We start from the raw sequence: 11,882 nt of genomic DNA on the forward strand, positions 1-11,882 counted from the left end.
CATGAACAACCAGAGCAGCACCGCCGCCACACTGCGTGACAACGCGCAGGTGGCCCAGATCCTCGGCCGCAACTACAGCGCCGGCTTCGTCACCCAGATCGAGATGACCGGCCTGCCGCCGGGCCTGGACGAGGACACCATCCGCGCGCTGTCCGCGGTCAAGCGCGAACCGGAGTGGATGACCGAGTGGCGGCTTGAGGCCTACCGCCACTGGCTGACCATGCCGAAACCGGACTGGGCCAAGCTCAACATCGACCCGATCGATTACCAGGCGATCAGCTATTACGCCGCGCCCAAGAAGCAGCCCAAGTCGCTGGACGAAGTCGACCCGGCGCTGCTGGAAACCTACGAGAAGCTCGGCGTGCCGCTGCACGAGCGCGCCGCGCTGGCCGGCGTGGCGGTGGACGCGGTGTTCGACTCGGTCTCGGTCGGCACCACCTTCCGCAAGCAGCTGGCCGACGCCGGCGTGCTGTTCTGCTCGATGAGCGAAGCGATCCGCGAATACCCCGAGATCGTGCAGAAATACCTGGGCAGCGTGGTGCCCACCGGCGACAACTTCTTCGCCGCGCTGAACTCGGCGGTGTTCTCCGACGGCAGCTTCGTGTTCATCCCGAAAGGCGTGCGCTGCCCGATGGAGCTGAGCACCTATTTCCGCATCAACGCACAGAACACCGGCCAGTTCGAGCGCACCCTGATCGTGGCCGAGGAAGGCGCCCACGTCTCCTACCTCGAAGGCTGCACCGCGCCCAAGCGCGACGAGAACCAGCTGCATGCGGCGGTGGTGGAACTCGTGGCGCTGGAAAAGGCGCAGATCAAGTATTCCACCGTGCAGAACTGGTACCCCGGCGACGAGAACGGTGTGGGCGGCATCTACAACTTCGTGACCAAGCGCGGCGACTGCCGCGGCGACGATTCGAAGATCTGCTGGACCCAGGTCGAGACCGGCTCGGCGATCACCTGGAAATACCCTTCCGTGGTGCTGCGCGGCGACCGCTCGGTGGGCGAGTTCTACTCGGTGGCGCTGACCCACCACTTCCAGCAGGCCGACACCGGCACCAAGATGATCCACCTCGGCAAGCACACCAAGTCGAAGATCGTCTCCAAGGGCATCAGCGCCGGCAAGAGCTCCAACAGCTACCGCGGCCTGGTGAAGATGGAGAAGGGCGCCGAGGGTGCGCGCAACTACACCCAGTGCGACAGCTTGCTGATCGGCAAGAAGTGCGGCGCACACACCTTCCCGTACATGGAAGTGAAGAACCCCACCGCGATCGTCGAGCACGAGGCGACCACCTCGAAGATCTCCGACGAACAGATGTTCTACTGCCGCAGCCGCGGCATCGGCGAGGAAGACGCCGTGTCGATGATCGTCGACGGCTTCTGCAAGCAGGTTTTCCGCGAACTGCCGATGGAGTTCGCGGTGGAGGCGAAGAAGCTGCTTGAGGTGAGCCTCGAAGGCGCGGTGGGTTGATGTTTATTCCTTCTCCCTCCGGGAGACAAATCGGCAGGACTGCCGATTTGCACGGCGCGAGCCGCCGAAGGCAAGGCACATGGATGTGCCGAATGAAGGTGCCCGAAGGGCGGATGAGGGTACGGGCGGAGCGAGACATTGCGGCCCGCCCCGCACCCTCACCCCAACCCCTCTCCCGATGGGAGAGGGGCTAAAGAAACCAGGAACAACCATGCTCAAAATCGAAAACCTGCACGCCCGCGTCGCGGGCAAGGAAATCCTCAAGGGGCTCAACCTCAGCGTGAACGCGGGCGAAGTGCACGCGATCATGGGGCCGAACGGCGCCGGCAAGTCGACGCTGGGCAACGTGCTGTCCGGCCGCGAGGGCTACGAGGTGACCGCCGGCTCGGTGACCTACAACGGCATCGACCTGCTGCAGCTTTCGCCGGAAGCGCGTGCGGCGGCCGGCGTGTTCCTGGCGTTCCAGTACCCGGTGGAGATTCCCGGCGTCAACAACACCTATTTCCTGCGCGCGGCGCTCAACGCGCAGCGCAAGACGCGCGGCGAGAAGGAACTCGATTCCATGCAGTTCCTCAAGCTGGTGCGCGAGAAGCTCAAGGTGATGCAGATCTCTGACGAGTTGCTGCACCGCGCGGTCAACGAGGGCTTCTCTGGCGGCGAGAAGAAGCGCAACGAGATCTTCCAGATGGCGGTGCTGGAGCCGCAGCTGGCGATCCTCGACGAGACTGACTCGGGCCTGGACATCGACGCGCTGAAGCAGGTGGCGCAGGGCGTCAACACGCTGCGTTCGCCCGATCGCGCGTTCCTGATGATCACCCACTACCAGCGCCTGCTCGATTACGTGGTGCCGGATTTCGTGCACGTGCTGGCGAACGGCCGCATCGTCGAGAGCGGCGACAAGTCGCTGGCGCTGAAGCTGGAAGAGCACGGCTACGCCGGGCTTGGCACGGGGGCCGTGGCATGAACCAGCCGGCATCCCTGCCGTTGGCCGCCTCGCTGCTGGACGCGCCGCTGCCGGCCAGCGGCATCGCCTGGCTGGATGAGGCGCGCCGCGAGAACCGCGCCGCGTTCGCTGTCGGCGGGCTGCCCGGCGCGCGGGTCGAGGCGTGGAAATACACGGCGCTGCGCGGTCTCGGCCAGCGCCGCTTCGCCGCCGGCGACGCCGGAGCGGCGACGCGCGACGTCGATGCCGCCGAGTTCGCCCTGCCGGGCGTGGGCGGGCCGCGGCTGGTCTTCGTCAACGGCGTGTTCCGCGCCGACCTGTCGGCGCTCGAGGCGCTGCCCGACGGGCTGTCGCTGCAGCCACTGGCGCTGGCCCTGCGCGACGACGCGGAGCCGCTGCGCTTTGCCTTGTCGCGGCCGGCCTTGGTCGGGCACGTCCGCGAGGGCGGCGACGCGTTCGTGCAGGTCAACGCCGCCAGCGCCGCCGACGGTGTGGTGCTGAAAGTCGCCGCCCACGCGACGATCGCGGTGCCGGTGCAACTGGTCTTCGTCGGCGCCGCCGCGGAAAGCGAACTGGCCTGGCATGCGCGCAACCTGATCGAGCTGGGCGAGGGCGCCTCGCTGGCGCTGGTCGAGCACCACGTGGGCCACGGCGAGCAGGCCCAGCTGGCCACCCTGGTCGGCGACGTCGAGCTGCACGAAGGCGCGCAACTCCACTACACCGTGCTGCAGAACACCGCGACCGGCGCCCACCTGATCCGTCGCAGCGGCCTGCGCCTGCACGCGCGCGCGCAGATGCGGCTGCACGTGCTGGAGCTGGGCGGCGCGCTGGTGCGGCACGACCTGCAGGCCGAGCTGGTCGGCGACGGAGCGCAGCTGCACACCCGCGGCGTGTTCATGCCGCACGGCCGCCAGCACGTCGATACCCAGCTGGCGATCCGCCACCAGGCGCTGAACACCACCTCCACCTCCACCTGGCGCGGTGTCGCCAACGACCGTGCACGCGGCGTGTTCCGCGGCGCGATCCTGGTGGCGCCCGGCGCCGACGGCAGTGATGCCAGCCTCACCAACAAGAACCTGCTGCTGTCGCCGAATGCCGAGATCGACACCAAGCCGGAGCTGGAGATCTACGCCGACGAGGTGCAGGCCGCGCACGGCGCCACCGTGGGCCAGCTCGACGAGCGTTCGCTGTTCTACCTGCGCTCACGCGGCATCCCGCTGGCCGAGGCGCGTGCGCTGCTGACTGCCGCATTCTGCCGCGCGGTACTGGACGACGTGCCGAACGAGGCGCTGCGCGAGCATTTGTCGGCGTTGCTGAGCGCGCAATTGCCGGACTGATGCCCTTATCGCCTCCCCCGCTTGCAGGGGGAGGCGGGGAGGGGTAAGGCTTGTGATCTGAAGGTCAGGAGCGACCCCTCCCCAACCCTCCCCTGCGACCGAAGGAAGTCCCTTTGGGGCAAGCAGGGAAGGGACCCAACCGGATTCCCTCGAATGAACACCACCGCCAGCACGCCCACCGTCTTCGACGTCCAGCGCATCCGCGCGGATTTCCCGCTGCTGGCGCGCACGGTGCACGACAAGCCGCTGGTGTACCTGGACAACGCCAACACCAGCCAGAAGCCGCTGTCGGTGATCGAGGCGGTGGACCGGCACTACCGCGAGCGCAACGCGAACGTGGCGCGCGCGGTGCACCAGCTGGGCGAGGAAGCGACCGCCGCCTACGAAGGCGCACGCGACCGGTTGGTGCGCTTCCTCAACGCGCCCTCGCGCAACGAGGTGATTCTCACCTCCGGCACCACCCAGTCGATCAACCTGGTCGCCTACAGTTACGCGTTGCCGCAGCTGAAGCCCGGCGACAGCATCCTCACCACGGTGATGGAGCACCACGCCAACATCGTGCCGTGGCAGCTGGTGGGTGCGCGCAGTGGCGCCACGGTGAAGGCCGCGCCGATCGACGAGCGCGGCGAGCTGATCGTGGAGAAGTACGTCGAGATGCTGACGCCTGAGGTGAAGCTGGCCTGCGTCACCCACGTTTCCAACGTGCTGGGTACGGTCAACCCGGTGCGCGAGATCGCGCGCGAATGCCGGAAACGCGGCATCCCGCTGCTGGTCGACGGCTCGCAGGCAGCGCCGCACCGGCCGGTCGACGTGCAGGCGCTGGGCTGCGATTTCTACGCGGTCACCGGGCACAAGATGCTCGGCCCCACCGGCACCGGCGCGCTGTGGGCGAAGCGCGAACACCTGGAGGCGATGCCGCCGTTCTTCGGCGGCGGCGAGATGATTCGCGAGGTGAAGTTCTCCGGCACCACCTTCGCCGCGCCGCCGCACAAGTTCGAGGCCGGCACACCGAACATCGCCGGCTTCGCCGGGCTGTCGGCGGCGATCGACTATTACGCCTCGGTGGGCTTCGAGGCGATCCATGCCTGGGAGCAGCAGCTGCTGCACTACGCCACCGAGCGCCTGCGCGAGGTTCCCGGCCTGCGCATCATCGGCGAGGCGGCCGAGAAGGAGCCGGTGATCTCGTTCCTGCTGGAAGGCGCGCAGGCCACCGACCTGGCCACCCTGCTCGACCTGCAGGGCGTCGCGGTGCGCTCCGGCCATCACTGCGCGCACCCGCTGATGCAGTTCTACGGCGTACCCGCCACGCTGCGCGCCTCGCTCGCGTTCTACAACACGCGCGAGGAGATCGACGCGTTCGTGGTGGCCTTGCTCAAGGTACGCAAGCTGCTGATGTGAGGCGGCGCCCGCCCGCATGGTCTGTCGCCGCCGTCGGCATTATGCTTTCCGTTCCACCCGCCACGACCGACTCCATGCTCGCCAAGCTCCCCGGCCCGATCCGCATCCCGCTGGCCCTGCTGCTGCTCGCCGCCAATATCCTGCTGCACGTGCTGCCGCTGTTCGCGCTCAGCCTGGTCAAGGTGGTCGTGCCGGTGCACGGGATCCGGCTTGCCTGCTCGCGCATGCTGGTGGCGATCGCGGAGAGCTGGATCGGCGTCAACAACTTCCTGTTCGGCTTGTTCACCCGCATCCGCTGGCAGGTCGAAGGGCTGGCCGGCCTGCGTCGCGACGGCAACTACCTGGTGCTGTGCAACCACCAGAGCTGGGTGGACATCCCGGTGCTGCAGAAGGTGTTCAACCGGCGCGTGCCGTTCATGCGCTTCTTCCTCAAACAGCAGCTGATCTGGGTGCCTCTGCTCGGGCCGGCGTGGTGGGCGCTGGATTTCCCGTTCATGAAGCGCTACTCGCGGGAAACCCTGCTGCGCCATCCCGAACTGCAGGGCCGCGACCGCGAGGCCACCCGGCAGGCCTGCGCGAAGTTCCGCCACATGCCGGTGTCGGTGATGAACTTCGTCGAGGGCACCCGTTTCACGCCGGCCAAGCACGACGCGCAGTCCTCGCCGTACCGGCACCTGCTGCGGCCGAAGGCCGGCGGGCTGGCGTTCGTGCTGGACGCGATGGGCGACGCGCTGCACGCGACCCTCGACGTCACCATCGTCTATCCGGAAGGCCGCGGCACGATGATGGATCTGATTGCCGGTCGCGTGCACGACATTCGCGTGCACGTGCGCGAGCTGCCGATCGACGCCACCCTGGTGGGCAGCTACGACGACGACGCGGCGTTTCGCGGGCGCGTCAAGCTGTGGGTCAATGCGCTGTGGCGCGAGAAGGACGCCCGGGTCGCGCAGATGCTGATGGCGGCGGATGCCGCACCGGTGGGAGAGTGACATGCGTATTCTGATCGTGGGCGCCGGTGCCACCGGTGGCTACTTCGGCGGTCGCCTGCTGCAGCACGGGCGCGACGTGACGTTCCTGGTGCGCGAAAAGCGCGCGGCACAACTGGCGCAGCATGGCCTGTCGATCAGGAGCGCCACCGGCGACGCCGACCTGCGTTCGCCGCCGACCGTGCTGGCCGGCGACCTGCGCGGGCCGTACGAGCTGATCGTGCTGAGCTGCAAGGCGTATGGCCTGGAGCAGGCGATGGCTGACATCGCGCCGGCGGCAGGGCCGCAGACCGTCATCCTGCCGCTGCTCAACGGCATGCGCCAGCTCGACCTGCTCGATGCGCGCTTCGGTGCGCAGCACGTGCTCGGCGGGCAGTGCGTGATCGCCGCCACGCTGGATGCAGACGGCGCCGTGCGCCACCTCAATACCTCGCACAGCCTCACCTTCGGCGAGCGCGACGGCAGCGCGTCGGCGCGCATGCAGCGGATCACGCAGGCGCTGTCAGATGCGGGCTTCGATGCGCGGCCGAGCAGCACGGTGCTGCAGGACATGTGGGACAAATGGATCTTCCTGGCGGCGCTGGCCGGCATCACCTGCCTGATGCGCGGCTCGGTCGGCGAGATCGTGGCTGCGCCGGGCGGCACGGCGGCGGCGCTGGATCTGCTGGAGGATTGCCGCGCGGTGGCCGAGCGTGCCGGCCATGCGCCGAGCGAGCAGACCCTGCAGCGGGCCCGCGGCGTGCTGACCGAGGCCGGCTCCACGCTGACCGCCTCGATGCTGCGTGACCTGCAGCATGGCCACCCGATCGAAGCCGACCACATCGTCGGCGACCTGCTGGCCCGCGCCGACCGCTCGCGCGACGAAGGCTCGCTGCTGGCGACGGTGTATGCGCATCTGAAGGTCTACGAAGCGGGCCGGTCGTCGGCGGCGGCATGAAACCACCACGGCACAGGGCGGGCAGTGCCTGCCCTGCGCCGTCGGTGACCTGCGCGAACGCTCGCTGCCGGCTACGCGCCATGCAGAGCCGCGGCCTTGCGGCTGCGGCTTCGGGTAGCGCAGGCGCCCGGGCTTACCAGATCTTCACCTGGCGCTCGCCGTCGCGCACCATGGCGTCGCCGCTCTTGCACCGGAATGCCCGGGCGAATTCCGGCATGTTCGACGGCGCGCCGATCGCGCGGAATTTCGCCGGTGCGTGCGGGTCGGTGTTGAGCAGGGTCAGCTGCGCCTCGGGGCGGATGTTGCCGCGCCACACGCGGGCCCAGTTCAGGAAGAAGCGCTGCTCCTGGGTGTAGCCGTCGACCTTGCGCTGCGCCTCGGCCGGGTTCTTCGCCAGCGCCATCTGCAGCGCGGTGTAGGCCGCGTTGAGGCCGCCCAGGTCGCCGATGTTCTCGCCCATGGTGAGCTGGCCGTTGACGTGCTTGCCGGGCAGTGCTTCATAGCCGTCGAACTGCGCGCCAAGTTTCGCGGTGCGCGCCTCGAACGCCGCGCGGTCGGCGTCGGTCCACCAGTTGACGTTGTTGCCGCGGGCGTCGAACTTGCTGCCCTGGTCGTCGTAGCCGTGGCCCATCTCGTGGCCGATCACCGCGCCGATGCCACCGTAGTTGATCGCGTCGTCTGCGTTGGCGTCGAAGAACGGCGGCTGCAGGATCGCGGCCGGGAACACGATCTCGTTCTTCTGCGCGCTGTAGTAGGCGTTCACCGTCTGCGGGGTCATGCCCCATTCGCTGCGGTCGACCGGCTTGCCGATCTTGGCGATGGCGTAGTCGTAGTTGAACTTGTTCGCCGCCTGCACGTTGGCGTAGTAGTCGCCCGGCGTCAGTGCCAGGCCGGACCAGTCACGCCACTTGTCGGGGTAGCCGATCTTCGGCACGAAGGTGGCCCATTTCTGCAGCGCCTTCTGCCTGGTCGCGTCGCTCATCCATTCGAGCTGCTCGATGCGCGTGCGGAAGGCCGCGCTGAGGTTGGCCACCAGTTCCTCGGCGCGCTGCTTCGAGGCCGGCGAGAAGTGGTCGGCCACGTACAACTGGCCCAGCGCCATGCCCATGCCGTCGTTGGTGGCGTCGAGCACGCGCTTCCAGCGCGGCTTCATTTCCTTCTGCCCGTTCAGGGTCTGCGCGTTGAACGCGAAGTCTTCCTGCTGGAACGGCGTGGACAGGTACGGCGCCGCGTTGGCGATCGCGTGGTAGCGCAGGTAGGCCTGCCACTGCGCCAGCGGCACGTCGCCGAGCATCTGCTGCACTTCGGCGAAGAACTTCGGCTGCGACAGCGAGAAGCCGTCCTTCACGTAGGCACCCTGTGCCTTGAAGAACGCGGCCCAGTCGAAGTCCGGCGTGACCTTGTCGGCCTCGGCGAGGCTGACGTAGTGGTAGCGGTTGTTCGGGTTGCGCATTTCCACCGGGGGCAGCGACACGGCGGCGAGGCGGGTTTCGAACGCCAGCACCGACTTGGCCTGCTGCTGCGCGTCGGTGGCGCCGACGCCGGTCAGTTCCAGCAGCTTGGCGATGTGCGCGACGTAGGCGGTGCGGATCTTGGCGTAGTCGGGCTTGCTGTAGTAGTCGACGGTGGGCAGGCCGAGGCCGCCCTGGCCGGCGTAGGCGATCTGCCGGTTGGAATCCTTGAAGTCGGCGTTGCCAGAGAAGCGGAACAGCACCGGCTCGCCGCGGGCGTAGCTGTCGCGGATGTAGCCGACCACGTCGGCACGGTTCTTCAACCCGGCGATGCGCGCCAGCTGCGGCCTGAGCGGATCGAAGCCGGCCCGCTCGATGGCCGCCTCATCCATGCCGGAGGCGTACAGGTAGCCGATCTTCTGCTCGATCGAGCCCGGCCTGGCGGCGGCCGCTTCGCGCGCGGCCTTCTCGACGATCGCGTGCTGCACGTTGAGGCTGCCCTCGCGCAGCGCGTCGAACGAACCCCAGCGCGTGCGGTCGGCGGGAATCGGGTTGGCGGCCACCCATTTCGCGTTGACGAAGCCGTTGAAGTCGGTGCAGGCCTTGATCGAGCTGTCCAGCTCGTTCACGTCGAAGGCGGTGGTGGGGGCGGCCAGCGCGCTGCCGCCCAGCGTCATCGCCAGGGCGAAGGCCAGCGGCTTCATGCAACGGTGCTTCATAAGTGGGTTCCTTCGGTGGGCACGCGGGTACGCCCGGCCATCCGGGCGTCGCAAAATTTTGCGCAAACGGCAGGCTAGGCAAGGCGGTCGCGTGCTGCCCAGTGTCGAAGGTCACGCCCGGGCCGCCTGTTCCAGGTCATGGTGGGCTCGCCGGACGGCGCATTATCATCGCCGCGATGAGCGCCCCCACCCTTCCCGTTTTCCGCCCGGCGACTCTCGCCGATGTCGAAGCCATCGTGGCCCTGGTCGAATCCGCGTACCGCGGCGAATCCGGCCTGCGCGGCTGGACTACCGAATCGCACCTGCTGGACGGCCAGCGCACCGACGCGGCCGACGTGCGCGGACTGATCGAGCGCCCGGGCAGCCGTATCCTGCTGGCCGAACGCGACGGCCGGCTGGTGGCCAGCTGCCACGTCGAACGCCAGGGCGACAACGGCTACTTCGGCATGTTCGCGGTCGATCCGGCCGGGCAGGGCGGTGGCCTCGGCAAGCAGGTGCTGGCCGAGGCCGAACGGATCGCGCGCGAGGAGTGGCATTGCCGCGGCATGCGCATGACGGTGATCGTGCAGCGCGAGGAACTGATCGCCTGGTACGGCCGCCGCGGCTACCGGCGTACCGGCGAGTACCAGCCGTTCCCCTATGGCGACGAGCGTTTCGGCATCCCGCGCCGCGACGATCTGCGCTTCGAGGTATTGCGCAAGGACTTCGACGAGGTGACGGCATGAACGGCTGGGTACGGGTCGGCACGCGCAGCGACTTCCTGCCGGGCGAGTACAAGGTGGTGTGGGACGGCGACACGCCGATCGCGGTGTACAACATCGACGGCGCGCTGTACGCGGTGGAAGACATCTGCACCCACGACGGCGGCGATCTGGCCGGTGGCGAGGTGTTCGGCTTCGAGGTGGAATGCCCGCGCCACGGCGCCCGCTTCGACCTGCGCACCGGCGCGGTGACGAAACCGCCGGCGTACGAGCCGATCGCCAGTTTCCCGGTGCGCGAGGACGACGGCGCGATCTGGACCCGCGACGATCGCTGATATCCTGCGCGCCGCTGGCGTTTGCCGGTGGTGATGGGGCAGGGGCAGCCGTGAAGAACCGTTGGCGGGCGATGCTCGCATTCGTCGTGTTGTGGCTGCTGTACCAGTCGGCCGAAGGCGTCGGCGGACGCTGGCTGCACAGTTTTCCGGTGCAGGCCGGCCTGGTGCTCTCGTGCGTGCTGGTGGCCTGGCCGCTGTCGCGCTGGCTCGGCTATCGCGGCTACGGCGCGTACGCGCTGACCCGTCGTCATGGCTGGCAGACATGGTTGCCAGCCGGCTTGTTGCTGGCCGTGCTGGCGAAGTTTGCCGCAGTGCGGCTCGGCCTGGCCTGGGGCGTCTATGCGCCCGACCCGCAGACAGCCAGCGGCGGCGTGGCCAGCCTGCTGTCCGCGCTGCCGTTGCTGTTGCTTTCCACCTTCGTGGCATCGCTGGCCGAGGACATCCTGACCCGCGGCTTCTGGTATCGCGCCGCCGACGTGCACTGGCGCGGCGGTGTGGTGTTCGTGCTGGCATCCAGCACGATCTACGTGCTCAACCACATCTACCGTCTTGCCGACGGCCCGCTGGAGTGGTTCACGTTGTTCAGCTTCGGGCTGGCTTATGCCGCCGCGTTGTGGCGCAGTGGCAGCCTGTGGGCAGCGGTCGGCCTGCATTGGGGCTGGAACCTGGGCAACGGCGTGGTCGATGCCACGCTGCCCGCGACCGTGGTGGATGCGCGGATGGCTCCCTGTCTGTCCATCGGTGCACACCTGCTGATGCTGTTGCTGGTACTGGCCTTGCCGACATCGCGCGTGGCCTCACAGGTGGTAGACGAACGCCAGTGATTCCGACAGCTGCGTGCGCGAGCCGTAACGGGTAACCAGCGGACTGTCGGCAGCATCGCCGAGCAAGCGCCCGTAGACCAGCGCCAGCGCCATGCCGGTGTGCCGGCTGGTGGGCATGAACAGGTTGTACTCCAGCGAGGCCAGCTGGCTGCCGGCGCCAGGTTGCCACGCGCGCACCGACAAGGCGCGCGCGGCTTGCGGACCGATGCCGAAGAAGCGGTTCATCGCCGGCGCGTTCATCGCCTGCCAGTGCAACTCGAAGGATTGCTCCAGCAGGCCGATCGGCGGCGGGTCCCATTCCGCATACAGCTCCAGATAGGCGCCGGCGCCGTTGATGTCGTGGCGGAGGCTGCCGCCCACGTCGAGCTGCCGGTTGAGCTGCCATTCGAGGTAGCCGCCCAGGTTGATCCGCGGCGCCAGCGACGGGATCTTCCCGCCCAGGCTGCCGAGGTCGTCGCGCGAGCGACCCCATTGGTAATCGCCATGGATGCCGGCGTGCCATGTGTCGCCGTGGACCAGCTGGATCTGCAGCCCGTCCAGGGTGGAGAAGCTGCCGCGACCGGGCAGTTCGATGTCGATGTACGGCAGCGGCTCGCTGTGCTGGTTGCTGGCGCCGGGCCAGCTGGGCATGCGTTGCATGCCGACGCCGACGGCGAGCGTGGTCGGCTCGGCCGCTGCGGTGCAGCCCGGCAGCCACAGCAGGCACGCGGCCAGCAGCAGGCCAAGTTGCAACGGGATGGCGCAGTGGTTCGGCATGGGGTGGCAGCATACGGGCTGCCGGCG

At 68.4% G+C, this 11,882-nt stretch carries 11 protein-coding genes; 9 read left to right on the forward strand and 2 right to left on the reverse strand.

Annotated features, from left to right (window positions below):
• Position 1 precedes the first annotated feature (1 nt).
• The 6 genes from sufB (at position 2) to panE (ending at position 7,069) form a co-directional block, all read left to right on the forward strand.
• Positions 2-1,468, forward strand: a complete 1,467-nt coding sequence (gene sufB / locus R2APBS1_RS05255) for a Fe-S cluster assembly protein SufB (RefSeq protein ID WP_162829213.1) — start codon at positions 2-4, stop codon at positions 1,466-1,468.
• Positions 1,469-1,679: 211 nt separating this feature from the next.
• Positions 1,680-2,432 carry a Fe-S cluster assembly ATPase SufC gene (gene sufC / locus R2APBS1_RS05260; RefSeq protein ID WP_015447128.1) on the forward strand — a complete coding sequence of 251 codons (753 nt, stop codon included), beginning with the start codon at positions 1,680-1,682 and terminating at the stop codon, positions 2,430-2,432.
• On the forward strand, positions 2,429-3,748 hold the full coding sequence (gene sufD, locus R2APBS1_RS05265) for a Fe-S cluster assembly protein SufD (protein WP_015447129.1): 1,320 nt from the start codon (positions 2,429-2,431) through the stop codon (positions 3,746-3,748). The genes sufC and sufD overlap by 4 nt, the downstream gene beginning before the upstream one ends.
• A gap of 153 nt (positions 3,749-3,901) precedes the next feature.
• Positions 3,902-5,146, forward strand: a complete 1,245-nt coding sequence (locus tag R2APBS1_RS05270) for a cysteine desulfurase (RefSeq protein WP_007512117.1) — start codon at positions 3,902-3,904, stop codon at positions 5,144-5,146.
• A 74-nt stretch (positions 5,147-5,220) separates the two neighbouring features.
• Positions 5,221-6,135, forward strand: coding sequence for an acyltransferase (locus R2APBS1_RS05275; RefSeq protein WP_007512119.1), 915 nt, complete (start codon positions 5,221-5,223; stop codon positions 6,133-6,135).
• 1 nt (position 6,136) lies between these two features.
• Positions 6,137-7,069, forward strand: coding sequence for a 2-dehydropantoate 2-reductase (gene panE / locus R2APBS1_RS05280; RefSeq protein ID WP_015447130.1), 933 nt, complete (start codon positions 6,137-6,139; stop codon positions 7,067-7,069).
• Between the two features lie 133 nt (positions 7,070-7,202).
• Here the strand turns inward: panE and R2APBS1_RS05285 are convergent, their stop codons facing one another.
• Entirely contained in the window at positions 7,203-9,239 is a 2,037-nt protein-coding gene (locus tag R2APBS1_RS05285) for a M13 family metallopeptidase (RefSeq protein WP_015447131.1), read from the reverse strand.
• A gap of 176 nt (positions 9,240-9,415) precedes the next feature.
• Here R2APBS1_RS05285 and R2APBS1_RS05290 point away from each other — a divergent pair, with 176 nt between their 5' ends.
• From R2APBS1_RS05290 to R2APBS1_RS05300, 3 genes are all read left to right on the forward strand, one after another.
• Positions 9,416-9,964 carry a GNAT family N-acetyltransferase gene (locus R2APBS1_RS05290; RefSeq protein WP_015447132.1) on the forward strand — a complete coding sequence of 183 codons (549 nt, stop codon included), beginning with the start codon at positions 9,416-9,418 and terminating at the stop codon, positions 9,962-9,964.
• Positions 9,961-10,275 (forward strand): non-heme iron oxygenase ferredoxin subunit, encoded by a 315-nt coding sequence (locus R2APBS1_RS05295; RefSeq protein ID WP_007512127.1) that lies wholly within the window; start codon positions 9,961-9,963, stop codon positions 10,273-10,275. Before R2APBS1_RS05290 ends, R2APBS1_RS05295 begins: the two co-directional genes overlap by 4 nt.
• A gap of 71 nt (positions 10,276-10,346) precedes the next feature.
• Entirely contained in the window at positions 10,347-11,099 is a 753-nt protein-coding gene (locus R2APBS1_RS05300; RefSeq protein WP_041676677.1) for a CPBP family intramembrane glutamic endopeptidase, read from the forward strand.
• On the opposite strand, the gene R2APBS1_RS05305 is transcribed toward R2APBS1_RS05300, so the two are convergent.
• Positions 11,073-11,855 (reverse strand): MipA/OmpV family protein, encoded by a 783-nt coding sequence (locus tag R2APBS1_RS05305; RefSeq protein WP_015447134.1) that lies wholly within the window; start codon positions 11,853-11,855, stop codon positions 11,073-11,075. The genes R2APBS1_RS05300 and R2APBS1_RS05305 overlap by 27 nt on opposite strands.
• Between the last annotated feature and the right edge of the window lie 27 nt (positions 11,856-11,882).

It is taken from the genome of Rhodanobacter denitrificans (assembly GCF_000230695.2).
GTDB lineage: Bacteria > Pseudomonadota > Gammaproteobacteria > Xanthomonadales > Rhodanobacteraceae > Rhodanobacter > Rhodanobacter denitrificans.